21 protein-coding genes are annotated in these 26,339 nt (G+C 36.6%); 9 read left to right on the top strand and 12 right to left on the bottom strand.

The genetic code is table 11. From position 1 onward, the window contains the following. Positions 1-52 precede the first annotated feature (52 nt). The 4 genes from ABDJ41_RS06110 to ABDJ41_RS06095 all read right to left on the bottom strand — a co-directional run bounded on the left by ABDJ41_RS06110 (position 53) and on the right by ABDJ41_RS06095 (position 2,318). The gene (locus tag ABDJ41_RS06110; protein WP_349784952.1) at positions 53-1,114 is read right to left on the bottom strand and encodes a linear amide C-N hydrolase; all 1,062 of its coding nucleotides are present in this window, start codon (positions 1,112-1,114) and stop codon (positions 53-55) included. Positions 1,115-1,174: 60 nt separating this feature from the next. Further along, positions 1,175-1,336, bottom strand: coding sequence for a hypothetical protein (locus ABDJ41_RS06105; protein WP_349784951.1), 162 nt, complete (start codon positions 1,334-1,336; stop codon positions 1,175-1,177). A 93-nt stretch (positions 1,337-1,429) separates the two neighbouring features. Continuing rightward, positions 1,430-1,882: a VOC family protein gene (locus tag ABDJ41_RS06100; RefSeq protein WP_349784950.1), complete on the bottom strand. Its 453-nt coding sequence runs from the start codon at positions 1,880-1,882 to the stop codon at positions 1,430-1,432. Positions 1,883-1,904: 22 nt separating this feature from the next. Further along, the gene (locus ABDJ41_RS06095; RefSeq protein WP_349784949.1) at positions 1,905-2,318 is read right to left on the bottom strand and encodes a VOC family protein; all 414 of its coding nucleotides are present in this window, start codon (positions 2,316-2,318) and stop codon (positions 1,905-1,907) included. A gap of 190 nt (positions 2,319-2,508) precedes the next feature. Here ABDJ41_RS06095 and ABDJ41_RS06090 point away from each other — a divergent pair, with 190 nt between their 5' ends. Further along, the gene (locus tag ABDJ41_RS06090) at positions 2,509-2,787 is read left to right on the top strand and encodes a hypothetical protein (RefSeq protein ID WP_349784948.1); all 279 of its coding nucleotides are present in this window, start codon (positions 2,509-2,511) and stop codon (positions 2,785-2,787) included. A gap of 43 nt (positions 2,788-2,830) precedes the next feature. On the opposite strand, the gene ABDJ41_RS06085 is transcribed toward ABDJ41_RS06090, so the two are convergent. Beyond that, the gene (locus tag ABDJ41_RS06085) at positions 2,831-4,060 is read right to left on the bottom strand and encodes a peroxiredoxin family protein (protein ID WP_349784947.1); all 1,230 of its coding nucleotides are present in this window, start codon (positions 4,058-4,060) and stop codon (positions 2,831-2,833) included. A 97-nt stretch (positions 4,061-4,157) separates the two neighbouring features. Here ABDJ41_RS06085 and ABDJ41_RS06080 point away from each other — a divergent pair, with 97 nt between their 5' ends. Beyond that, positions 4,158-5,888: a tetratricopeptide repeat protein gene (locus ABDJ41_RS06080; protein ID WP_349784945.1), complete on the top strand. Its 1,731-nt coding sequence runs from the start codon at positions 4,158-4,160 to the stop codon at positions 5,886-5,888. 29 nt (positions 5,889-5,917) lie between these two features. Here ABDJ41_RS06080 and ABDJ41_RS06075 read toward each other — a convergent pair whose 3' ends face one another. Next, the gene (locus tag ABDJ41_RS06075; protein ID WP_349784943.1) at positions 5,918-6,619 is read right to left on the bottom strand and encodes a hypothetical protein; all 702 of its coding nucleotides are present in this window, start codon (positions 6,617-6,619) and stop codon (positions 5,918-5,920) included. A gap of 220 nt (positions 6,620-6,839) precedes the next feature. Between ABDJ41_RS06075 and ABDJ41_RS06070 the strand changes: the two genes are divergently transcribed. Next, positions 6,840-7,151, top strand: a complete 312-nt coding sequence (locus ABDJ41_RS06070; protein WP_349784942.1) for a hypothetical protein — start codon at positions 6,840-6,842, stop codon at positions 7,149-7,151. A 43-nt stretch (positions 7,152-7,194) separates the two neighbouring features. Further along, a complete protein-coding gene (locus ABDJ41_RS06065) occupies positions 7,195-7,629 on the top strand; it encodes a tail fiber domain-containing protein (RefSeq protein ID WP_349784941.1) in 435 nt (144 codons plus the stop codon). Positions 7,630-7,784: 155 nt separating this feature from the next. Here ABDJ41_RS06065 and ABDJ41_RS06060 read toward each other — a convergent pair whose 3' ends face one another. From ABDJ41_RS06060 to ABDJ41_RS06040, 5 genes are all read right to left on the bottom strand, one after another. Beyond that, positions 7,785-9,476 (bottom strand): RagB/SusD family nutrient uptake outer membrane protein, encoded by a 1,692-nt coding sequence (locus ABDJ41_RS06060; RefSeq protein WP_349784940.1) that lies wholly within the window; start codon positions 9,474-9,476, stop codon positions 7,785-7,787. Between the two features lie 17 nt (positions 9,477-9,493). After that, positions 9,494-12,628, bottom strand: coding sequence for a SusC/RagA family TonB-linked outer membrane protein (locus tag ABDJ41_RS06055; RefSeq protein ID WP_349784938.1), 3,135 nt, complete (start codon positions 12,626-12,628; stop codon positions 9,494-9,496). A 20-nt stretch (positions 12,629-12,648) separates the two neighbouring features. Then, complete coding sequence (locus tag ABDJ41_RS06050) at positions 12,649-14,793, bottom strand: surface glycan-binding family protein (RefSeq protein WP_349784937.1); 2,145 nt, start codon at positions 14,791-14,793, stop codon at positions 12,649-12,651. An 11-nt stretch (positions 14,794-14,804) separates the two neighbouring features. Continuing rightward, a complete protein-coding gene (gene hepC / locus ABDJ41_RS06045) occupies positions 14,805-16,874 on the bottom strand; it encodes a heparin-sulfate lyase HepC (protein WP_349784935.1) in 2,070 nt (689 codons plus the stop codon). Positions 16,875-17,145: 271 nt separating this feature from the next. Beyond that, positions 17,146-17,673, bottom strand: coding sequence for a DinB family protein (locus ABDJ41_RS06040; protein ID WP_349784934.1), 528 nt, complete (start codon positions 17,671-17,673; stop codon positions 17,146-17,148). A 151-nt stretch (positions 17,674-17,824) separates the two neighbouring features. Here ABDJ41_RS06040 and ABDJ41_RS06035 point away from each other — a divergent pair, with 151 nt between their 5' ends. Then, entirely contained in the window at positions 17,825-18,112 is a 288-nt protein-coding gene (locus ABDJ41_RS06035) for a hypothetical protein (RefSeq protein ID WP_349784933.1), read from the top strand. Between the two features lie 14 nt (positions 18,113-18,126). Further along, positions 18,127-19,311 carry a nicotinate phosphoribosyltransferase gene (gene pncB, locus ABDJ41_RS06030; RefSeq protein WP_349784931.1) on the top strand — a complete coding sequence of 395 codons (1,185 nt, stop codon included), beginning with the start codon at positions 18,127-18,129 and terminating at the stop codon, positions 19,309-19,311. Between the two features lie 4 nt (positions 19,312-19,315). On the opposite strand, the gene ABDJ41_RS06025 is transcribed toward pncB, so the two are convergent. Next, on the bottom strand, positions 19,316-22,078 hold the full coding sequence (locus tag ABDJ41_RS06025; protein WP_349784929.1) for a substrate-binding domain-containing protein: 2,763 nt from the start codon (positions 22,076-22,078) through the stop codon (positions 19,316-19,318). A gap of 314 nt (positions 22,079-22,392) precedes the next feature. Between ABDJ41_RS06025 and ABDJ41_RS06020 the strand changes: the two genes are divergently transcribed. Genes ABDJ41_RS06020 through ABDJ41_RS06010 form a run of 3 tightly spaced genes read left to right on the top strand, consistent with a single transcriptional unit; the run spans position 22,393 to position 26,338 of the window. Continuing rightward, positions 22,393-23,721: a sugar porter family MFS transporter gene (locus ABDJ41_RS06020; protein ID WP_349784928.1), complete on the top strand. Its 1,329-nt coding sequence runs from the start codon at positions 22,393-22,395 to the stop codon at positions 23,719-23,721. Between the two features lie 34 nt (positions 23,722-23,755). Beyond that, positions 23,756-24,667 (top strand): carbohydrate kinase family protein, encoded by a 912-nt coding sequence (locus ABDJ41_RS06015; RefSeq protein ID WP_349784927.1) that lies wholly within the window; start codon positions 23,756-23,758, stop codon positions 24,665-24,667. A 27-nt stretch (positions 24,668-24,694) separates the two neighbouring features. Continuing rightward, the gene (locus ABDJ41_RS06010) at positions 24,695-26,338 is read left to right on the top strand and encodes a glycoside hydrolase family 32 protein (RefSeq protein WP_349784926.1); all 1,644 of its coding nucleotides are present in this window, start codon (positions 24,695-24,697) and stop codon (positions 26,336-26,338) included. The last annotated feature ends 1 nt before the right edge of the window (position 26,339 follow it).

Below are 26,339 nucleotides of genomic sequence, written 5' to 3'. Positions count from 1 at the left end.
TAACAAGAACCCAGCTTACTGATGACTGGGTTTGGAAATACTGTTTTTAAGTTTAAATACCCTGAAATACAAAAGGTTTTGTTTCAACAAATTGTTTAGATGTTTCGCCAGCATAAATTTGGTTTTTATCTAAAGCCAATTTTCTCACCTTTCCTGTTTTGCTGAAATCCAATTTTTTTAGATCAACCCAAATAGCATTAGGGCTAAGGGCATCTTCGAAATAGTACACTAAATTTTTCTGGTCAGAAACAGTTCTCCATCTTGTAGTGGATAGATTTGGGAAACCTTCGGTAGATATACCATAAGGAACAGAACACTGTCTTATTACACTGAAAGCACCAGCTACAGCAATTCTGGTATCGTCCGTCTGTGGAATTGCATTGATATAATAAGAAGCACGTACATATCTGTCTGCCGCTCTGTTGGTACCTGGAAGAAATATATTACCAGGAATACCTTTCCAATATTGATTTATTGCTAATTGTTGTTCAAATACCGGGTCGTTTGTCATTACAGTATAAGAAGGGTCATGATGGATCACTAACTTTCCGTTTATATATTCTAGAATTGCATTATCACCACTTGCATCGGATAAAGAAAGGTGCACTGTTGTATACTTATCTGTTCCCGGGATAAAATCTGTAACTACAATAAATTCTTCTTTCTTTAACTGCTCCACGGCTTCAGCTACTGTAGCAAAATTATCCAGTGCATATTGTGCCCATAGAGAAACTGCCAGACCTTTTTTACCTTTACCATCTTTTATAAATTCAGGATACTTTGAGCTTACAAGCCAAAGCATATTGGCAACAAGCCCTTTTTCATTCATACCATCTGATATAGCGATATCCCAAGAACTGGTGGTCATACTGCCATGTTTAGAAGTCCACTTTACAGTATTTTTTCCTGTACTTCCATCACGTTCCATTCCTCTTGGAAACAACCATAGGTTAGAAGGAATAGGGATAGTAAAGTCCATGCTCCTGGCAGTAAGAATTGTATTGTTAGGGCCTTTATATACAACCCTCGTGCAAGCGTCAATTTTTTTTGTTGCACTAAATAAAACAACAGCAGTGAAAGCAATTGCAGTTTTGATTAATTTAGTTTTTTTCATATTGATGGGATTTTCTTAATAAAGTAACAAATAATTTATGAATTTACTTTAGTAATAATATTAAATATGATCTCCATCGTGTTTGTCTGGTTTTATTTCAGACTGAATTTTTTCTTTCTCATATTTCTTTTTGTCTTTGATGTTTTTGTAAATGAGATAAATAATCAGGCCGATGACAAGAATTGCAGCCAAAGCTGTGAGGGGGATGTTGATTTGCAGCATAAGAGTAAAGATTGGTTCTATATTAAAGTTACTGCTCTTTAATGAAGATTAAGCTTGAAATTTAATTATTTAATAAAAAAATAACATTCAGGCTTATTGGCTATGCAGTTGTTCTGCCAGACCTATCAGAATTCCTTCTGGGGTGCGAATGTAGCACAATCTGTACGAGTTCTGATATTGGACCACTTCGCCAACTAGTTGAGCACCATGTTTGATAAGTCTGGATACCATCTCATCAATGCTATCGACAGTGAACATGACACGTAAATATCCAAGAGAATTCACTGGGGCTATGCGATGATCTGAAATCGTAACCGGGTTGAGAAATTGCGAAAGCTCCAGACGACTGTGGCCATCAGGAGTAACCATCATGGCAATCTCTACAAGTTGATTGCCCAGTCCGGTAACACGACCAGCCCATTCACCCTCAACAATAGCTCGTCCTTCAAGTTTTAAACCTATCTCAATAAAGAAAGGAATGGCATTGTCGAGTGATTCTACAACAATGCCGATATTGTCCATTCTAATTAATTTGTTTTCTGCCATTACTTTGATCTAAATTTAAAATTTATCCCTGATGTTCGGGTGCACCATTAGGGTCCATCCACACAAATTCCCAATGATGGCCATCAAGGTCTTCAAAGCTATGCTGGTACATAAAACCGTAATCGCTAGCCGGATTAGGTATATTGGCACCTGCTGCTTCTGCTTTACTTACCATTTCGTCAACTGCATTTTTAGTGTCAGCAGATAAGCAAATCGTACATTCTATTGATTTATGGGCATCTACGATTTCTTTCTTAGTAAAAGTCTGAAAGAAAGGTAGAATCAACAGCATAATGTAAATGGTATCGCTTACGATCATGCAGGTTGCTTTCTCGTCGGTAAATTTTGGGTTAAATGTATAACCAAGTTTAGTGAAGAATTCTACAGATCTTTTGAGGTCTTTAATGGGTAGATTTACGAAAATTTGGGTTGCCATAATTGTTTTCTCATTTAGTTTACTCAAATGTACAGTAATAACATCGACATAAAGATGTGTAAAAATGACAAGTTAAGGGGGCAAATGCGACAGCTACGATGTCACATAAATGTTTCTAATAAACTTTTATAATCTCATCTTACGGTTTGCTTTTTGCTAAAAATGAAATACACACAAACTATATACACAAATGAAAAACGTAATTTTAATTTGCTTAGCCATGATGATGCTAAGCTGCAAAACTTTCTTTTATGGTCTTGAACCTACTTTTACAATGGGGATGTCAGAAAAAGAATTTGTAGAGAAAAATAAACCAGAGTTGGTTTTAGCTACAGAAGAAGGGAATAAGGTTTATAGAACTTTTAACCAATTAACAAATTATAAATTTTTCTATTTTAAGAGCGAAAAATTGGTAAGATTCGAGAAGGGAACCTATCCTGAAGATTACAAATTTAACAGACTACTATAGATAAATTAAAGCCTCAATTTTCATTGAGGCTTTGTTTATTAAACTATTTCTTTAATAGCTGATTAACAGTTTTCTCAAATTCTTCTTTATACTTTAAATAATGCTGCCCGGTAGCTGGTCCGTAGAAACTAGTTTCTACATGACTTATTTTTCCAGCTTTATCTATAAAAACGGTTGTCGGGAAAACCTTTATATCTGTCAATTGTGGTAGTGTTTTTTCGGTTTTTTTCGGATCTGATACAGTAACACCAGTGAGTAAGATAGGGTACTGAACGTCAAACCTGGTCTGGAATTTTTGCAAACTCTTTTTTGAGCGCTCATTATCTGTGCTTAGTTCATAGGACAAAGCAATAATTTCTATGCCTTTATGTTTATTTTTCTTGTAATATTCACTTAAAAAAGCAGTTTCATCCATACAGTTTGGACACCATGATCCCATGATCTGCAGAATGACTACTTTGTTCTTATAGCGTTGATCTTTAATGGATACCAGGTTGCCGTTTAAATCTTTAAATTGAAAATCAGGTATGCCGCTACTTCCTTCTTTTATTGTGGTTACCGGAGTAGTAGATAAGGCTGCTTGATCATTTCTTGAGGCTATCCAGCTTTCTTTTCCAGAAGCTCCAGATAACAAAGAACCTTTAATGGTATCTCCTTCAATTTTGGCTTCAAACAACATGGCATGAATGCCATCAAAAGTTGAAAGGTTAAAATAATCCCCAGAAATAGTTCCATTCAAATATCTGTAATCACCAGATGGAGTTAGTATGGAACCAGAAACTGAATTTTTGTCTTGAACAAATTGTCCGATTGCTGGTCTTTTGGTTTGATTAGCCCTGGTAAATTCAATTGTCCATTTACCAGTTAAATTTGCGGGAGCTTTATTAGCTACTCTGGCTGAAGGTTTAAGCTTTGAAGAAGCAGAAAAAGGCATGATGATATCTTTATTTTCTGCAGCCCTGATCCAAAATCCATTGATGCTGTCTTTCGTGATAAACTTAACTTTAAAATAAGATTCAAAAACAGGCATTTTAATAATTGCAGAATCTTTTGAAAGTATAGGCTCAGTTTTAAGTCGTTCAGTACCATTAATGATATAAATAGCTAACTTCTTGTTTTCCTCCTTAACTTCAAATTGAACAGGAATGTGACGCCCATCTGTTCGTAACAATGTAGCATGCCATTTACCAGAACTTAAAACAGGAGCCTTTTGAGCCCATGCAGTTTTAATAGATAATACGAATAGCGCAATGAATATAGTTTTCTTAATCATGATTCCCCTTTAAGATATTGTAGATATTTAGCAAAGTTGCAAACATAAAGGTATAAAAACCTTATATTTAATAGCTTAATAAAAACCAGTTATGATTATGAAACCTAGTCATCTTCTTTTGGTTTTCTTTTTTCTTGTATCATGTCTCAGTGATAATTCGTCAAAACATAAAGAATCACAGACAAATACAACACAGGTAAGTATTTGCTATAGTCCTTCTACCAATGACAAAGATTGGTATACTTCTGGTAGTAAGGCGCCGATGTTGAAAGGTCTTAAAGGCATAAAGTTTAAAATTTCAACTTTAAATAAGGAAGCGCAGGAGTACTTTAATCAAGGAATGATGTTGGCCTACGGATTTAATCATGCAGAAGCCGCAAGATCATTTTATGAAGCCATGAGGCTGGATTCAGCATGCGCTATGGCTTATTGGGGATTTGCGTATGTTTTAGGCCCCAATTACAATGGTGGTATGGAAGAAGATAATTTCCAACGCGCTTATGATGCCGTGATTAAAGCTCATTATCTTTCATCTAATTGTACACCTAAAGAAAAAGCATTGATAATAGCATTGACTAGCCGGTATGTTGCACAACCACCAGCAGACCGAAAATCACTTGATAAAGCCTATTCATTAGCAATGAAAAAAGTGTACCACCAATATCCATCTGACCCAGATGTTGGAGCATTATATGCTGAATCATTGATGAATCTGCATCCGTGGGATTTATATCAAAAGAAAACGAAAGTAGCACAACCCTGGACACCAGAACTTATAACAGTATTGGAACATCTCATAAAGATCAATCCAAAGCATCCTGGTGCACACCACTTTTACATTCATGCTATGGAAGCTTCTTCTGTTCCTGAAAAGGCATTGGTTAGTGCCAAATTGTTAGATACATTAGTGCCGGGTGCCGGGCATCTTATACATATGCCTTCCCATATTTACATCAATACTGGAGATTATCACCTGGCTACTTTATCAAACATAAACGCTGTAAAAACAGATAGTATTTACAGTACAGCATGCCATGCGCAGGGGGTATATCCCTTAGCATATTATCCGCACAATTTTCATTTTCTGGCTGCAACTGCCACTTTGGAAGGAAATTCTTCTTTGGCATGGAAGTCTGCTATGCAAGTGCAAAAACATACTGCTAAAGACATTATGAGAGAGCCGGGGTGGGGAACATTGCAGCATTATTATACTATACCATATTACGTAGCAATAAAATTGAATATGTGGAATACAATACTTTCTTTGCCCATTCCACCAAAAGACCTGATTTATCCAAAGGCGATCTGGCATTATGCCAGGGGGATGGCTTACCTCGGCAAAAAGGATATTCTTAATGCAAAAAAGGAAATGAAAATACTTTCCGTCTTGAGTGCCGACACTACCCTGCAGAGTTTAACGGTTTGGGATATTAATACAACGGCTGATCTGGTAAAGATTGCATCAAAGGTATTACATGCAGGAATTGCTATGAAACAAAAACAGACAGACAAAGCGATTTCCTCACTCAAAGAGGCCATTGTCCTTGAAGATAATCTTAATTATAACGAACCACCAGATTGGTTCTTCTCTGTAAGGCATCATCTGGGAGCAGTACTGCTCTATGCCGGCAAATACACTGAAGCTGAGAAAGTATATTTAGAAGATTTACAAACCTGGGAAAAAAATGGCTGGGCACTTACGGGATTATATCAATCTTTGCTAAAACAAAACAAAAATAATGAAGCAAAAAAAATAAAAACTGCTTTAGATAAAGCTTGGAAATATGCAGATTTCACACTTACTTCTTCATCGGAAATAATGAATTAAAGTTCTTTAAATCAAGCTTTAAATACAAATTAATGATTAAGCATTGGGGGAGCAATCATCTTCTCAATTTTCATCGTTTTGGGGACATTAAAAAAATCAATAGGTACATTCACCTTTTTAATTTCTCTTGCTTCTATACCTTCTAATAAAGTGTTGGCGACATTTTTTTTATATAAAGCTAAAAAACCAGTTGGTAATTGGCTGATGAATGTATAAGGGTACCAGGAAATTCGGGGTACATCATCCGAGACATAAATTTCATATACCGCATCAACAAGTTTTTTTTGAGGATGAAATACGAGTCTATTGCATACTTTTCCCAAAATCTTTGCATTTCCTTCTGCTTTAAGCATCTTATAGTCATTAGCCCATAAAATTATTGGAAATTCACCATCCGAAATTTCATAAAGATCTGGCATCTGTTGTGTAGCAGAAAGTCCTTCTCTGGCCAGATTATCATAAATGCTATATCGATGAGGGGCATTGAAATCTCCAATTTCCCAGTAATCAGGTGAATACTGAATGCGGTATGCTGAATCTGTATAATACAATGTTACTCTTCCATATGCTGCTATATTGGCCATCTTTGTATCTGGACTAATAAGCGTATCAGATGATTTGCTGATGTATTGATACTCGATTTTCCATACAGAAAGGTGATCCTGGGCATTTATGGCCATACTTAATGAGCTCAGCCATACAATAAGTATAATAAGGTACTTTTTACACATGATATCTTGTTAAAATATTTTTACTTCAACTTGTCTGCAATTCCTGGATTACTATATTATATATACAGCGTCAGTATTTCAAACCTAATACTTTTATAGAAATAATAACTTCTCCCGGCATTATTCTATTAAAAAAAATACATTGAAGTGATTGGCTTTTAGAGAGTCAGCACTTATATTTGCTGGCATACTAATATAACATTATACGGACCAGCGGCTTATGTTTAGAAGAATAACAGGCTTATTTGTTTTGCTTACCTTTTTACTGGTAAAAGCGGTGCCGTTATTTGCTTCTGATCATCAACGCGTACAGAATACCCTTATTTGTTGTATTCATCACGGAACGGATGAAAATTCTGAAGCTGAAGAAGAAAGTAAGCAAATAGAAAGTGCAGACGAAGATTTTATTGGCGAACCTTTATTTGAACTGGCTTCATTAACAATTGCTAAAAAAGCGGCACATATCACTGTGCCTGATGTTATGGCTCTTTGTATTTCATTGCCATATCCGCCTCCCGACTATTGTTCTTAATCTGAACAGTCAATAATTAAGTATTTACACAAAATTTTATTTTATGAAGAACCATTTTTTTAAATGTTCTGTTACAGGACTTTTATTAGGTGCAGCTACATTAACAGCTAGTGCACAAAAAATTAATGAGCAGGAACTGAAAGTTAATGTTGGTAAGATCGCAAACTCGACGCAACATTTGAAAAATCTTGAACCGGTTACATTTAATTACGATGTAAGCAAGTATAAGCATCTTAAATTACCAGCAGGAGCACAGTATGGTTTTATGGCCAGCAATGTGCAAACAGAGTTTCCTGAAATGGTTTATGAGGCTTCAAAAGTATATGATGCTGGTAAAAATAGCTCTAAAGTAGCTAAGTATAGTGAAGTGCAAACAGAGAATCTGATTCCTGTACTTGTGGCTGCCATTAAAGAGCAGCAGGCAGAAATAGAGCTTTTAAAGAAAGAAGTAAAGCTGCTTAAAGAAAAATCCAGATAAATGCTTTTTTTAGTTTAAGTGTTTTGGGGGAAGTCATCCGTAAGGATGGCTTTTTTTGTAATACAAAGTTGTTATAAAAAAACGGCTAAGAATTTCTTCTTAACCGTCTCCTTTATGCGAATTCAATTATTACCCTAATGGCTTAATTAAAATGATTACCAACCAAAGTTCTGGTCAAAGTGTGGAGCCAAATCCATTTCTCTTTGTGGAATTGGTAATAGATCATGTTTCGTTTTGGTGGTGTAACCTGGTTGTGCAACAACATAGTTAGGAGCACCAGCAGTTATCCACCAAGATCCAAGGTTCTTAGCTGTTTCCTTAACTGTTTCGTAGTAAATTCCCCAACGTATTAAATCTAATTTACGGTCTCCTTCAAAAGCCAATTCGAATGCTCTTTCTTTATGGACAGCATTGCGGAAACCAGTTACGTCCAGACCTGCTGGTAAATCGGCTAGAGCACTTGTTGCAGTTACAGGTAAACCGTACCCGCGTCTTCTTACCATATTAATGGCAGCATAGGCATCGTTAGTAGGAGCTTGTTTCCATTCGTTCAATGCTTCTGCATACAACAATAGTACATCTGCATAGCGCAAAACATACCAATTGACATTAGATTTATCATTGTTGATGAGTTTATTGCTTTGAGGTACATATTTTTCAGTATCCCATTTACCAGGTGTATAACTTTGTTTTTCCTTTTGTTTTTTTGTTGGGTCTGCATCATTTGTCAAGGCAGTTTGCTCGGATTCACTGGCTGCTTTTACCCATAATACTTTAGTCGGATTATATTGATAGTTTGCTACAGAAATATCTCTTCTCAGATCCTCTGGATAGTTACGCCAATCCAAAACAAAAGTATGTACAACTTTCACATTACCAGCATTACTTCCACGTTCTGCGCTAATAGTGGCTCTAACACCGTTCCATTTACCAATACGACCAATTGGGTCAGCCGCTCCGTTAGTAGCTGTCGGAGAGTAGAAAGAAGCTTCAATTAAACTTTCAGTAGGATTCCATAATCCAGCTCCAGAATTCTTCCATAATTGCTCATAATTCTCAAGCAATCCGTGTTTGTTCGACTCAACTAATATTTGTGCAGTCTTTGCTGCCATTTCCCATTTTGAAACATCTTTAACAGGACTTCCCGCCCATGTTGAATATACTTTTGTTAATAAACCTAATGCAGAACCTCTGGATAGTCTGAAACTCTTATTGTTTCTGTAAGTGTCGTCAACTGCATAGGGAAGATTTTCTACCGCATACTTTAAGTCTTGTTCAATAAATTTATAAACATTTGCAGGGTCTTCCTGTACAAATGTAGAAGGAGCCTGATTAGACATTGCAGTATTAGTAATTAGTACAATATGTCCATAACGGCGTAATAACTCGAAGTAATATAATCCACGTAAGCCTTTTGCCTCGGCAAGGTAAATAGTAGCCAGTTGCTTATCTTTATCCGAAAAATTAACCATTTTCTTTTCCAGACTTTCGATAAAATCATTGGCATTGTAGATAGAGTTATACAATGTTGCATATGTACGTTGTATTTCTACCTGATTAGCAGAAAATGAATTTGTAGGGATGATACGGAAATTCTCATTTGTACTTCCTTCTACCTGGGAAATATCTGTACCCATGGTAAACAGGATAGATAGATGATAGCCATATAATTCATCAGTTACCATATTACGATAAACGCCTAACAATACATTTTCGGCTTCTGCCGCATTCTGCATGTACTTACTTTTATCAATATCTGTCCTTGATTCTTCCAGCAAATAATCCTTACACGATGTGCTCATCATTAACACAAGTGCAGCTAGTATATAATAAATTTTACTTTTCATGATTTCTTTCTTTTTGATTAAAACTGAACTTCTAATCCGAATGTAAATACCTTACTTCTTGGATAACCTCCCCAATCTAAGCCAGGGGTCATCGGATTGCCTCCTGATGTACTAACTTCAGGATCATAACCGCTGTATCCTGTAAGAGTCAACAGGTTTTGTGCTGATGTAAATACTCTGGCTTTAGACATATAAGCTTTTTTAGTCCATGCAGCCGGTAGGGTATAGCCTAATGCAACACTTTTCAATCTTACAAAAGAACCATCCTCAACAAAGCGCGAGTAAACATCGTTTGTGATATATCCATTTGTTGAAGGAACTTTGTTAGAAGCATGTGTAGGTGTCCATCTATCAGCAACTTCTGCAAGCATATTTCTACGTCCGGAACGAGACTGTGTCGCATATAAACGAGTTGCATTATAGATATCGTTGCCATAGTTGAATTGTACCATCACACCCAGATCAAAATTTTTATAGTAGAATGTATTGTTAAAACCACCATACATTTTCGGAATAGCATTTCCTATAACAGTACGATCATTTGTTGAAATAATACCATCACCATCCTGATCTTTGTATTTTACCACTCCAGGAGACAGGTTTGTAATACGTCTATTGTCTGTAACTCCATCTTTTAAAACAAGTTTTCCATCAGGAGTAGTATTGAAATCGCTGTACTGATATATGCCATCGAATTCATAACCGTATATAAGACCTAATGACTGACCAATAATTGCTGCATAATCATTCTCGGTAAAATTACTATCAAAACCAGAACGTGTGTACATAGCGTTAGCACCTGATTGCAGCGCCACCAGTTTATTATCTATGAATGAAATATTGAAATTAGTTTCCCATGAGAAATCTTTCTTTAGAATAGGTTTACCTGTGATACTCAACTCAAAACCTTTGTTCCTGATTTTTCCAATGTTTTGATATTGAGATGAAAAGCCTGTAAGCTCTAAAAGTGATTGGGCTAATAGAAGGTCTTTGGTATCTTTAATAAAGAAATCAGATACCATAGTTACACGATTTTTTAGGAATCCCCAGTCAATCCCCATATTAATGGTAGATGATCCTTCCCATTTCAGGTTATCATTTTTAAGTTGTTTTGGAGTCAATACTGTATATGTGGTGCTTCCAATACCATATTTACTTGGTTCATAAAGATCTAGTGAAAGGAAGTTTGATATTCTATCGTTACCAACTACTCCCCATCCTAAACGAAGCTTAAGATCAGATATAGCACTTATATCTTTCATGAAACTCTCTTGAGAAATGCGCCATGCAGCAGAAAATGAAGGGAAGTAACCCCATTTGTTTTTCTCCGAGAACACAGTTGACCCATCGGCCCTTATTGTAGCAGTTAACAAATACTTATTGTCAAAATTGTAATTTGCTCTGGCGAAAAATGACAATAGTTTTTTATCTGAATAGCCTGAATTTACACGACTTGGGGTAGCACCAACTCCTAAATTGTCATTACCCAGATTGTCGAAAGGAAAATCCATTGCCTGACCTAACAAAAATTCAGTGCTATTGAAAGATAGCTCTTGTCCTAACATCACATCGTAAGAATTTTTGTTGTCAATTTTCTTTTTCCAGGTTAGGTTATTATAGTTCGTCCAACGCAGGTTTTTACCCATTTGGGTTTGCCCATAAGGTTTTTGTCCATTACGGAAAGCTTCTTTCGAACCGTTTCTATAAAATAGATCATTGCGTGAGTAGGTTGTGTTAAAGGTACCAGCCGAACGGAAGGTTAATCCCTTGAAGATTTCCCAGTTAACAGATAAGTTGGATGACCATAGCTCTGTCGCTCTGTTGTTAACTACAGATTCTGTTTGCACGATAGGGTTTACCTGAGCTAAACTCGAGCCATCTTCCAGTATTTCAGGGTCGATAGCTGATGTCAAAAGCGTTTCATCATCTACTTTCAATCCACCTGTAGGTCTGGCGCTAAAAATCTGTCCCAGCATGTTAAACCGTCCTGCATCTGCTGTAGTTCCAACTCCTGATCTAAGTGTCTTACCATAGTTTATTGTAGCATCTACAGTGATATCTCTGGTAAGTTTCTGGTTGATTCTCATTTTGGCCGCTGTTCTGCCAAAATCACTATTGTTGAATATACCATTTTCATTATATCTGTTTAGAGAGAAGTTATATTTAGTTGTTTCTATACCACCACTAACAGAGAAATTCTGATCATGTGACCAGGTAGGTCTGAATGTTTCTTCTTGCCAATTGATACCTTTTACGCCAATATAATCTTCAGCTGACTGGTATTTGTAAGGTATTCCGTTTTCATCATTACCTGGTTTATAATAAGCACCTGCATAAGCACTATTTACATCAGCCTGTAGTTTTACAAACTCATAGGGACTTAATAAGTCAAGTGTCTTATTGATCTGACGGTATGTACTTGCATTGCTAAATGCAATCTGAGGCTTGCCAACTTTTCCAGATTTAGTAGTAATTAAAACAACTCCGTTTGCTGCTCTTGCTCCATATATAGCTGAAGCTGATGCATCTTTCAGTACTTCAATAGATTCAACATCTGAATTTGACAGGAAATTAAGGTTGGCAACTTCAAATCCATCTACAATATACAGGGGAGAAGCATCACCTGTTAAAGTTCCAACTCCACGGATGTTAACATTAAATCCTGAACCTGGTTCTCCGTCGTATTGTGTGATCTGAACTCCAGATACCTGGCCACCTAAAGCACCTAATACTGAACTTGATTTGAATCCTTCTACATCTTTACCTTTAACTGTAGAAACTGACCCAGTAAGGTCTCCACGTTTTACAGTACTATAACCAACTACAACCAGTTCGTCAAGTAGTTCATTATCAGGTTTTAATCTGATGGTTATATTGTTCATATCACCTATTCTCAGTGTTTGTTCTTTGTATCCTACATATCTCACTTTTAAAGTCTCACCTTTTTGAGCAGGAATAGAAAAATCTCCATTATCTCCGGTCATTGTCCCATTGGGTCTTCCTACGATAGTTATTGAAGCTCCTTTTAAAGGAGTATTTGTTTCGTCTAAAACTTTTCCCTTTAAGGTAAGTTTCTGTGCTGACAGACTTAATGACCACAGTAATGCCACCATGGTCATGATGAATCCCTTATTTACACTTATCTTTATCATATTATGCATTTCTGTACTTTTTAAAATTTAGTGTCAAACCATAAAACAATAGGGAACAATTGAGAAGCACTACCTTGTGGGTCCGCTCCATCAGTTCCGAATGTAATCTGTCCAATCATGGCACCATTTGCAGCTTCTCCATTAGAAATCCATTTATTCGGGTTAACAACTAACTCAAAAGTGGTTGGATCTACATATGCAAGCGCTTGATTGGTGCTGGTTCTATTGCCATAATAAGATAGTGGATCTCTTGAACCATAATTTGGATTTATATTTTTGCTTTCAGCGTATTGTTCCCAAAGACTACGCATAAATGTACCTACCGCACTTGGCTGACCATTTACATGTGTTCCAAAGAAATTATAATAGTTGAAAGTTCTTCTATAATCCATTGTTAATTTACTCTTATCAGCAATCCCTGTAATTACTGGTTTGGCTGAGCGACCTCCTGAATTTGGATTTACCTGGAACGCAAAAGGAGTGTATTCAACAACTGCCATTTCACCGTTAGGGGCTTTTACAGGTTCTGAATTATGAACAAAAACCGGAGTTTGAACTGAATACTCTTCAGGTGTTCCTTTTCCAGCCGTAGCAGTTACCATAAAAATCCCACACTGAGGAGCAGCAATACCACTGAATGCTATTTTTCCTGTACTTGCGTCAATTGTTGTTCCAGCTCCCTGATGAATATTTCTAATTTCGTATATTAAACTTACTGTAGCATCAGTTGTCGGGATAGGAGTTACACTAGAGAGGGCAGTACCTACCGGGATACGGAATTGGTTCGCATAGTTTTCTACAGGTGCTAAGCCAAGATTATTTCCATATTTTATGAATGTGAAAAAATTTGGATTTGCACCAACTGTTAACGTAAAGGTTGCTGTAACCTCATTTTTAGGGTTCGTAGCTTTTACTTTTACCGTGTAAGTTCCTTTCGCTATTGTATTGCCTTTAACAGCACTGATTTGTCCTTGTGCATTTAAGTTAATTTTACCTTGTAATGCAGCTGGTAATTCTACAAATTCAAAGCGAACTTCATCGCCTTTAAAACCTACGGCTGGACTTATATCAAAAGCAACTGCTTGTATCGCATTCTTATTTGAATAAGTAAATTGCTGTATAGGTTCTATAAATTCAACAACATCAAGTACAAAAACATCTGTAAAATCAACACCCGTCTGGTCATATGCATTCTTTGCATTTACCGTAACTTTATATTTTTGTCCTGCAGTAAAGCCATGGTTTTCTGCAACAGAAATAACACCAGTCTGTGTGTTGATAGTTATTTTATTTGTTGCCGGACTAATACTCTTTATTGAATATGACAAGTCATTTAATGAACCTTTAAGCGCTGGTACAGTACTTATAAATGAAGTTTTACCACTTAGTGCTGATTCTTCTTCTATCTTACCTGAAGAAGGTGTGTAGGTTAATCCCAATGGCTTAGAAATAACATCTATCTCTATTGCATTTTGAAATATTCCTTCGTCTTCTCCTGATGCTCCTGTAGTTAGTTTAAGGGAAAGAACATATTTGCCAGGTACTAAAGTCGCATCACCCTTTACAATTGAGATAACTCCGGTAGATGATATTGCAAAGTATTTAGAAAAATCACTTTTAGCTATTTCATACTTTCTAATTGAAACGTGGTTTTTGTTCGTGGTTACTTGGGCGGTAGGTAATTCAACAGTGCTTAGGGGGTCAATAATGTCAGCATAATTGACTGTCAGCTTATTTGGCTCTACTGTAATCCCATCTGGCACAGGTTTCATCATATTAATTGCAACGGCATCTTTAAACTCATGTCTGGCACCGTTTGATATGCAACTAATCGTAAGCTTATATTCACCAACAGGTATACCAGCTGTTTCCTTTATGCTGATACTTCCATCATCCTTATTGATTTCAAAGCTATTTCCAGAGTAGGGTGCACCATCTAATGTAATGCTTACAATTTCAAATGAACCAGGTTTGGCTCCGATGTAAGATGGAGAGGCAATTACTCCAGACATTGATGGGCCGATATCAGTCATGCCTGTATAGTAAATTGTGAAAGATGTACTATCTATCACTTCTTCTTTTTTACACCCTGCAGTAACAAGCAGCAATGCAAATATCCAGTATAGATATCGGTTTAATTTTAGTTTAGTATTTATTGACTTCATAATATATGAGTTTACAGATTACAATTAAGGTTATATATTTTACCATCGATGTTAACTTCCAGAGCAACACCTGTTTCTTGAAATGGCTGTGTAAATGAAGCGTTGATTTGTGTTGTGCCTGCCTGGCTGATTGGGTACAACACAGTAATATAACGAGCTGTTTGTCCAGCGCTTTTTGTCATATTAACTGTATAAGCTTTACGATTAAATTCAATGCCAGGGGCGTATGAAACTTTTCCATTGAATAGAAGGGTAGTTAAACTTTCATTGGCAAAGGTTCTCATGATCATGTTATTGCCATCGCTGAAATTGGTATGTGCACCATTTTTATCGGCACTTACAATAACCTCATTCTCACCTTCACATAAGTTGAAATTAAGATTTACTGTTCCGGATGCAGCACCTATACCTTCGTCGACCAATACAAAAAATGCTTTGTTTACAAAAAATACATATCGACGATGTTTCAGATTAGTATAACCCTGATTTTCTGTTACTACTATTTCAGCCTGGTTGTTGGATACAACAGCAAGTGATTTGCCTTTTGCATTTGTAATGTTCTTATTATCTAATGTCATCGTATTGTGTACCCTTGTCTGGCGATACCATTCTCTGGCGCTGTTATTCCCATCGCTTGTATAAGCGAATACTCCAGCATCAGGGAAGAAGTTTCTTCCTTTGTGATAAAGTTCAAAAGTTCCGTTATCCGGTTGCTTATGGCTCCATATCTGCATCGCATCATTTGAGTAATTATTGCTTAGAATTAACATGGTTGAGAGTCTATCCCAGCCATTACGAAGCATATAATAACCAGATGTAGTGAACGCTTTTGGAGAAGCAGCAGGCATTTTTCCATTTTTCCCATAAGAAGCCATATATAATAACTCTTTATCATCAGGGAACATTTCAACATATCTTGTGAAATTCCGATTAAGTACAGATCTCGACCATGAACTTTGTCTCGTATCATTGAAGCCAGGTACGAATTGGCTGTTTGAAGCAGTAGTTGTGAAATAATTGGGATAAGTAAAATTCATTACTACTTGTGCTGCCTTGTGTAAATAGCTGTTAAAGTTTGCTGAAACATTGCCCACAATAGCTTTATTGGCATCGGCCAGTTTCATTACTTCATAGAAATCAGCTATGGCGCTGATATGGTAACTGAAATCGAGTTCATAATGCATCCCATCTTCCAGAAACTGTGTTTTAACTTCTTTATCTAATATATTAAAGCCTGTATTCATCCATTCAGAAGCTTTCTTGAATTCAGGAAATAATACGCCAGCAAAAGCCAGTGCACTACCCTGAGATATAAGTATGTTTCCTTCAGAATAAGGGTATTTTACAAGGAAATCAGAATGCTCAGCAAAATGAACCATAAATTCAGAAAACCATTCTGGTGTAAAGCTCGTAGAGTTTTTGTAATAGTCAAACAGCTGGGTTTGCCCCATAACCCGTTCTGCAACCTGAAGTTGCCACCAGGTAGTTGTATTAGTGCCTGTTTCTGGCATAGGGTTTTGTATTAACCAATCCTTATATACGTTAATCCATGACTGGATGTACTTCTCATTTTGAGTGGTACGGTAAACTTTTGCCTGTGGAACGAACCACTGATGTCTGTGTAATTGCTTTTGGTATTCATTATCAGCACCGGTTGGTTGAAACAGCCAGTTTATTTTACCTCCATTATTTAGTGAGTATGGCATTTTTTTATTAGCATCCTCATAGTAATTGTTTACTGAAAAACGGAAATTGTCTAATGCAAAATCCGCTTTAAGTTTATCATCTTCTGTAGCCGTAACATTTATTAATGAAATGCTCGGGTTAACAACATTTGTACGTAATCTGTAATATTCAAGAATAGCTTTAGCTGCTTCATATTGTTTGTCGGCCTCATATAGGCTTTTAGCCTTTTCCAGTCCCGGATAGTTTAGATTAATAAGTTCAAAAATCTTAGAGTTTATAACGCTGTTTGGCTTTACAACTCCAGAATTTCCTGAGTTAGTTATAGTTTTTCTATTATCCTCTTTTTTGCAAGAAAAGAGTAAGAAAGTGATACATACGTAAATGTAATACTTCATGTTTATAATTTGGTTAGTCTGGTTTTAGTTTTTTTATCCCTCTTTGAATAGCAAAGATTGCATATATATCTTTTTTAGGATTTCAATTTTGATTATTATCCTTTAGATATGGGCTAATGATGATGATTTAAGTACTGATAAATGCCTTTTTTATTTCAAGGAGGGATTATGGCTACAATTTTCAGACATGATAAAAACAACGAATCCTGGTGCATATCCAACATCTATTTGGGTATGTACCAGGATTCAAAATGATAGAGACTGTTAACTACTAGAAGAGCTTTTCCTGTGGTGGTTTTACACCAGCCAATCGAAGGTATACAGTTGTTTGTCCCCTGTGATGTGTCTGGTGTTCGAAATCCTTTTCAAGAGCTGTTCTTTTAGACATATCGAATCTTCCGAACAATTTGACAGGTTCTTCCAATTGTTCAGGTGTCATCTTTTTTACATTATCGATCACATAATCATAGCTTGCCAGCACTAAATTACTAACGTTAGTTTTAGATTTATCCTCTGTTTTTTCCAGTTCTCCCTGGCCAAAAGGGCTCTTAGTACCAGCTGCTGCTGATGTAAAACCGTAGTTTGCATCTGCCAGATGTAATAGTTGTTCAGAAAACGATCGCATTTCTGGGGTAGGTTTTAAAGCATAGCCACTTTCTGGCATAGCGTCCAGATATTCTTTGGTATAAGCTTTAGCTCTTTCCCATTCTTTTACGAGGTCGGCCACTTTTACCTGTGCTTTTGCCAATTGACTGCCTATGATTAAACATAGTACAATTACTAAACTTTTAAATTTCATTTCTTTAGGTTTTAAATAAGGGTGGTAAATTTATCTATGGTATAATTTAAATTTTAAATGTTTTTAAAACAGCTAGTTAATCTTTTTGTTTAATTTTTTCGAACTAAACCTGTTCTGAAGTGTTATACAACTTATCAAAAATAATATCTTAATGAAAGCACTCAATTTGAAAGTTGTGAAGTTACTCAAAGCAGAAACCAGTCTTAATTGCATGGTTCTACTTGATAATAATCAAATTATCCTTGAAATTAGTAATGAGGACTTTGAAAAGTATATGGGAGTATTTGTATCACGTATTCATCATATTGTAGAGACAAACATTCCTCAAAGGAATGAAGATTTAACAATTATTATTAGAAACAAGGACAGGCTTTTGGACAATACAATTAAGATATGGAAGCCTGTTGATCGTAATTATTTGGTTAATGAAGTTTGTTAAATAAGAATATCCTTATGCAGACAATACCCAGCGCCTTGATTTCTTCGATACTAGACAACGATTTTTATAAAATTACAATGCAGCAGGGTGTAATCCGTTTGTTTCCTGCTGCAAAAGCAAGATATAAATTTATCAATCGCGGCAAGCACGTCTTTCCTGATGGTTTCTCTGTTGCACTTCGCAAAGCTGTGAATGAGATGGCGCTTCTTAAGCTCAGTAAAGAAGAAAAGCAATTCCTCGCAGTTAATTGTCCATATCTTGATCCTGTTTATCTTGATTTTTTAGAAGGCTATCGTTTTAATCCTGAGGAAGTCCATATTGAACAACAGGGAGATCAGCTAAGTGTACATATAGAAGGACTATGGTACCGAACCATCCTATGGGAAGTACCTTTAATGAGTTTGATTTGTGAGCTTTTCTATACGATGAATCATTCTGAACGCATAAGTAAAGAGGCGATCATCAGCAGGACCAGAGAAAAAATTGAAAAATATAGAGAGCTTGGGATTACAGTAGCAGAATTTGGTACACGTCGTCGTTATTCTTATCAGGTTCATCGTTTGGTTTTGCAGGCTTTATCTGAATATGGAACTGGTTCTTTTATAGGGACCAGCAACGTACATATGGCAATGTTACATCAGACCAAGCCAATAGGTACCCATGCACATGAGTGGTTTATGTTCCATGCTGCATATTATGGTTTTAAAATGGCTAATGCAATGGGGTTGGAACATTGGGTTCAGGTATTTCGTGGTGATCTTGGTATAGCGCTATCTGATACTTACACAACTGATGTATTTTTTCGTCAATTTGACAAAATGTTTTCGAAGCTATTCGATGGTGTAAGGCATGATAGCGGAGATCCACTTGAATTTGCTAATAAGGTTATTGCACATTACCAGCATATGGGGATTGATCCGAGAAGTAAAACAATCATATTTTCAGATGGATTGGATTATGAGAAGGTCGAAAGGATTGCAGAGTACTGTCGTAACCGCGTAGGAATGTCTTTTGGTATAGGAACAAACTTCACAAATGATGCAGGACCTAAAGCAATGAACATTGTGATTAAAATGACGGAAGCGCATCCAAAAGATGGTGAATGGACCGAAGTTGTAAAATTATCTGATGAACCTGGAAAACATACCGGAACCGAAGCAACAATTAATCTGGCAAAAGTTATTTTGAATATTCCATAATTGATTATGTCGTTTTTTCTTTTTTAAATTCGGTTGGAGTACATCCGTATTTGCTTTTAAACAAGGTAGAAAAATAGGTAGGAGAGGCAATTCCAACCATATAGGTGATTTCGGAAATAGACAAGTCCTCATTTAATAACAAGTACTTTGCTTTTCTCAATCTCTTATTGATGATATACTCAGATACGCCACAACCCATTAGAGCCTTTACCTTTCTGTACAGCTGTACCCTCGAAATGCCAATCATCTTACATATTTTCTCGACACTAAGGTTTTCATTGGCAATATTGCTTTCTACAATTCCCGAAAATTCATTAAGGAATTTCTTATCTAGCTTCCCAACCATGTTTATTCTGGAATCAACTGGTAGTTCTGCACTATAATGACTACGAATCAATAGTCTATTGTTCAGAAGGCTTGCGATTGATTCTATCAGAAAGTTCATGTTAAATGGTTTACTGATATAAGCATCAGCCATGGCTTGCATCCCTTCAATCTGATGCTCGTAACTTGTTTTAGCAGTGAGTAATATAACTGGGATATGGGATGTCCTGATGTCATTTTTTAAAGAATTCAGCAATGAAATACCAGACTTACCTGGCATTACTATATCTGAAATAATCAGATCGGGAACCTTCTCCAATGCTTCATTCAATCCGGTTTCTCCATTGTCGGCCGTAAAAACTTCATAATCTGAAGACAAACGCTGTTTTAGAAATGTCAGCATATCTTCATTGTCTTCTATAATAAGAATAGATTGCTCCTTTAAAGTGTTAAAAACAGGTGTAAGGCTGCTTTCTGTATGATTTGTAGGCTCCAGTTCAATCGTATATAATTTAAAGGTATCATCATCAATCACATAAGGATTGGTTGTATTGTCAGACTTTTCATCTATTCCGAAATGCCCGCTACCTAATGGAAGTATGAGATGGAAGCTTGTTCCTTTCCATTTTTCACTTTTTAATTGGATACTACCATGGTGTAATGTGATAATTTCTCTAGATAAAGATAAGCCGATTCCAGAACCTTTAGAACGGTCATTTTCACCTTGATAGAAAAGGTCGAAAGCATGGGTCGCATCTTCTTCTGACATGCCTGCTCCATTGTCTTCCACCCAAATCTGAATCGTATTGGTCTCTGCGTCTTTTTCGATTTTTATATGGATTCTGCCATGGTCATTTGTAAATTTAAAAGCATTTGAAAGTAGATTAAAAAGTACCTTGTCCAGCATGTCTACATCAAACCAGGCTCTTAGCTCTCTTTCTGTGCTTATGACCCTCAAATCTATTTTTCTCTTTTTTGCAATGTCTTTGAAAGCATTTGCTATGTCTTTAACAAAAGCTATAAAATCGTTTTCAGATGGATTGACACTTCGGTTATCATACTCTATTTTTCTAAAATCAATGAGTTGATTGACTAGTCGTAACAGCCTTGATGAATTTTTATGAATCATGTTCAGGTGCTTCTTTGCCGTTTCCGGAAGTTTGCGGTCTTCCAGAAGCTCTTCCAATGGAATATTGATCAATGTAAGTGGTGTACGGAACTCGTGTGATATATTAGTAAAGAAATTAAATCTGGCTTCGGAGGCTGCATTGGCTTTGGCAGACATTTCAATAAGCTGTTGCTGATGAAGCAGAATTTCTTCATTTTTTGCCTCCAGAGCCTTATTGTTTCTCCAGTTTTCAGTTAGAGAATACAAGGCTACACTTCCAAAAACAATGGCAAATACCAGACTGATGACCAGGATATTGAGAATGATCTGCTGGTTATTATATACTTCCATCTGTTCTTCCAACATTTTCTGTTGCCTTTCTATGTCTTTCTGCTGGCTATTCATTTTGTCAGCTTGCAGCCTCATCAATTGTACATTGCTGGAGTCTGCAACAAGAGTTTTTAGAATATTCTCCCGATTGAAAGGCTCATTATTCAAAATATTCAAAGCTGTTCTTATAGCCTCTTTTCCGCCAGTAGGATACAACATGGATGACTGTAAGGTGCCGTTCGCTATTTGTTGCAGGCCATTTTGAGCCCCTGGAAGTGCATCTACCCCCATGATCTTTATTTTCTTTCCTGGTGTAACCTTTTTAAAAGCCAGATAAGCTCCCAGTGCCATTTGATCATTGTGGGCGAAGACCATATCAATATTCAATTTCGACTGAGCTAATTGCATTGCTTCCTGCTGGGCTATTTCTTTGAGCCAATTACCATATACCTGTTTCACAACTTTCACATCAGGATAAGGCTTTAGCCCTTCGTAAAAGCCTCTTTGTCGTTCTATAGCAGGAGATGAGCCCGGAAGCCCCATAATTTCTAGAATGTTTGTCTTTCCATTAGCTTTACTGGCAATATATTCTGCTGCTAAACGACCGATTTCATAATTATTTCCCCCGACATAGGCTGTATATAGGCTGGAAGATGTTTTTCTGTCGATCACAATTACTGGTATTCCACTATTAAATGCTTCTTCTACAATTGGCGTAAGCGGTCTGGCCTCATTTGGAGATATAATCAGGAGATTTACTTTCTTTCTGATCATCTCTTTAACCTGGTTTATCTGATTGTGGTTATTTCCATTTGCATCTTTATAGATCAATTTAACTTCGGGATGAAAAGAAAGTTCTCTTTTCATTTCATCCAGCATAGTTTTTCTCCATTCGTCTGATCCAATACATTGGGAGAAACCGATTACATATTCAGTCTGCTTGCTTTCTTTATTGCCACAGCCAAAAAACAGAATGATAATAAAGAATAAAATGAATTTTCTCATGTCTGGGATTGCAGATTTAAAATTTGGTAAGGAAAAATACCAAAAGGAATCGGCTTATTAAAATGAAGCAGATGCCGGAGGTTAAAAGATTTGTATTGATTTTGAAACGATATGTATCATTTTTTGAAATTCAGGTATCAAAATCTATATAAACGGATTATCAGATTTAATGTCATGCAAATTAATTGTTTGATTTACAGGTCTATGTGTAAAAATGATGCAATTTATAATTGTAAATGCATTTGAATTGAAATTTAACATCAATAGACATGTATTTCTTCTTCTTTGTGATGTAAAAACCAAGTATAAACTTCATGAAGAAAAATTTTGTCATAGCGTGGTCGCTAGTAGTAGCATTAGGAGGTTTTCTTTTTGGCTTTGATACAGCAGTCATATCAGGCGCTGAAAAAGCCATCCAGAATTACTGGAACTTAAATGTCTTTGAACATGGCCTTACAGTATCAATTGCACTTATCGGCACTGTCTTAGGCGCTCTTATAGGTGCTATACCATCAGATAATTTCGGTCGTAAAAACACTTTATATCTAATTGCAATCTGTTATTTATTATCTGCATTGGGTACAGCGCTTGCCCAGGATTGGGCTGTGTTTCTCAGTTTTCGTTTTTTAGGAGGCATTGGTGTAGGTATTTCCTCCGTAGCAGCTCCGATTTATATATCTGAAATTTCCCCAGCACATTCCAGGGGAAGGTTGGTTGCTCTTTTTCAATTCAATATTGTACTTGGTATATTGATTTCCTATTTATCCAATTACCTTATTGGCAATAGTGGAGAATCCTCCTGGAGGTGGATGCTGGGAATTCAGGTTCTTCCATCATTGATCTATTTATGTTTGATTCCACTGGTTCCAGAAAGCCCACGATGGTTGATTTTGCAACGCAATAGGATCAGTGATGCGAAAGAAGTACTTAGAAAAATTAGTCCAATCAATTTTGAAAAGGAACTAGAGGATATTATTCAATCAGGTCAGCATCAAAAGGAGCAAGCCAAAGAGCCACTTTTATCCAGAAAGTATAAGCGACCGGTTTTATTGGCCATTTTGTTTGCTGTATTCAATCAGGTATCTGGCATCAATGCCATCATTTATTATGCACCCAGGATATTCGAAATGGCAGGTTTGGGCGCTCATACCTCCTTATTATCTACAATAGGAATTGGATTGGTCAACTTTACTTTCACCCTTATTGCCATTGGTTTTATAGATCGTTTTGGTCGTAAGAAACTGATGTTTATCGGCTCTTTCGGACTCATTATATCTTTAGCGCTCGTGTCATACACCTTTTACACCGGTAATTTCAATGGCTTACTGATCACCTTTTATCTTATGCTTTACATTGCTTTTTTCGCTTTTTCACAAGGCGCTGTCATCTGGGTGTTTATCTCTGAAATCTTTCCTAATGAAGTAAGGGCAAAGGGGCAGACTTTGGGGAGCTTCACCCATTGGATAATGGCAGCAATTATTGCTTTTAGCTTTCCTTACTTCGCAGAAGAGCTGGGAGGGGGCAATACTTTCCTCTTCTTTTGTGTCATGATGATCATCCAGTTACTTTTTGTATGGAAGCTCATGCCTGAAACCAAGGGTAAATCGCTGGAGCAGATTGAACACAATATTATTGTCCATTAATTTATAATACCAATACTTAAGCTTAGAAAGAAAAATGAAACAGGAAAATAGCCGTGTAATATGTTTTGGGGAAGTTTTATGGGATAATTTACCAGAAGGCAGAAAGCCCGGGGGGGCACCAATGAATGTGGCTTATCATCTCAATCAACTCGGAATTGAAAGCAGTATAGTGAGCCGTGTAGGAGATGATCAGAATGGTAAGGATCTCAAAAGCTTTATCAATGGAAAAGGAATACCAGTTCAGTTTATACAGAAAGATACAACATATAATACTTCAGAAGTGGCTGTACATATCTCTGAAAATAAAGAGGTTAGTTATGAGATACTATATCCCGTTGCCTGGGATTTCATTTCCTTTGATTCTGAGGTAGAGGAGATGGTTAAATATGCAGATGCATTTGTATATGGAAGCTTATCTTCACGAGCTGAAATGACTTCCAATACACTGTACAGGCTTTTGGAGAATGCTTCCTATAGGATATTTGACATTAATCTTCGTCCACCATTTATCGATCAGGAGAAACTGGAAAATTTGTTACAGATGGCAGATTTACTGAAACTAAATAACCAGGAACTCGATCTCATTGCTGGATGGTATGAGTTGGAAAACCATACTGAGGTGCAGAAGACATCGTTTTTGCTAACTCGTTTTGACATAAAAGAGATGATTGTAACCAAAGGAAGTTTCGGAGCTTCTTATTATAACCGAAGTAAAGAAATACATCAGCAAGCCTATAGTGTTGTAGTACAGGATACTGTAGGGAGTGGAGACGCATTTCTTTCCGGTTTTATTGCAGCAAGGCTGAACGGTAAAAGTGATTCGGAAGCTCTTGAATATGCTACAGCCCTTGGTGGTTTTGTAACTATGAATGCAGGTGCATGCCCATCTTATTATCCATCTGAAATAGATTCTTTTATTCAGCAAAATCCAGTGAATGTTATATAAAGTATTGTTTAATTTAACCAAATAGATATGAAACGAATTTTAATTAAAATAACAGCTCTTTCGGCTCTGCTGACTGTGTCAGCTGTGATGGTTGTCCAGGCCCAGACTGATTATACTTCTAAAGTACCGAAATATACCTTTGGTACTACTTTAAGTGAACAAGAAAAACAACTGAAAAACAATCCTTTGATAAAGCGCTTCGAGGCTTCCAGGAAAGTTTTAGCAGCCGATAAACACCGTCCTTTTTATCATTATATTACTCCTGAAGGACGTTTAAATGATCCAAATGGCTTATGTTATTGGGGAGGTAACTGGCATTTATTTTATCAGGGATATCCACCAGAAGATCCGCGCCAGCACTGGGGGCATGTGGTAAGCAAGGATTTAATTCATTGGCGTGATTTGCCTTATGCAATCTATCCTAATCCTGAGGAGAGGGTGTTTTCTGGATCTACTTTCGTAGAAAAGGATAGAGTGATCGCAATGTATCATGGAACAAAGGTAGGTACTATGGTAGCAACCTCTAATGATCCTCTGCTACTTAACTGGGAAAAAGTAACAGGTAATTCTGTGATTCCTTACCCTAAAGCAGGAGAGAAAGTACCTTATAACATATTTGATCCAAACATATGGAAGAAAGGCGATCATTATTATAGCTTGCTTGCAGGTACTCGTCCTGTGGGACCAGGTGGAAGAAACATCAGAACTAATTTTCTTATGAGATCCAAAGACCTTAGCAAATGGGAATACCTGCACCCATTTGTAGAAAAAGATAATTATGGATTGGTGGGTGATGATGGCGCTTGTCCGTATTTTTGGCCAATAGGCGATAAAGGTAAATACATTCTACTCCATTTTAGTCATATGAGTGGAGGTAAGTATTTGATCGGTGATTACGATCAGAAAAGAGATAAGTTTGTTGTTACCGATGGTGGGAATTTTAACCATGGTCCAGTTTCTAAAGGAGGAGTACATGCCCCATCTGCTTATCCTGATGGTAAAGGGGGAGTAGTAGCAATATTTAATATGAACTCCGGCAAGCCTATAGGTAATGGTAATTTTACGGAAATGATGACTTTACCTTGGTTGCTTACACTTGATGAACGAGATAAATTACAGATACAACCTGCAGGTGATGTAGAGTCATTAAGAAGAGAGAAAGTATCCATAGCTGAGACTGTTTTACCTGCTAATAAAGAAGTTGTCCTTAAAAATGTGTCCGGGAATGCAATGGAGCTAAACCTAGCTATTGATCTTCAAAAAGCAACAACTTTAGAACTTAATGTTCTGCGTTCGCCAAATAAGGAAGAATATACGCGTATTTTATTCTATAAAGATGGAGGATACAATGGCCGTTCAGATGTGAAGCATAAGATACAATATAGTGCGATATCTATTGATAATTCTATGGCTTCTACGTTAAACTCTGTGAAATCCCGTGTAACAGAAACTGCTGATGTGGAGATTAAAAAAGGAGAGCTAGTGAACATGAGGATATTTATAGACCGTAGTATTGTTGAAGTCTTTGTAAATGGGCGTCAATGTATTGCAGTTCGTACTTATCCTGACAGAGAAGATAGCAAAGGAGTGTCGATTCAGGCACGCGGAAATGATGCTTTGCTGAAATCACTTGATGCTTGGCAAATGGAGAATATTTTTAGCAAAAAGTAAA

Origin of the sequence: Pedobacter sp. ASV1-7 (assembly GCF_040203335.1) — a bacterium.
Classification (GTDB): Bacteria; Bacteroidota; Bacteroidia; order Sphingobacteriales; family Sphingobacteriaceae; genus Pedobacter.
This window is presented reverse-complemented; position numbering and strand designations above follow the sequence as displayed.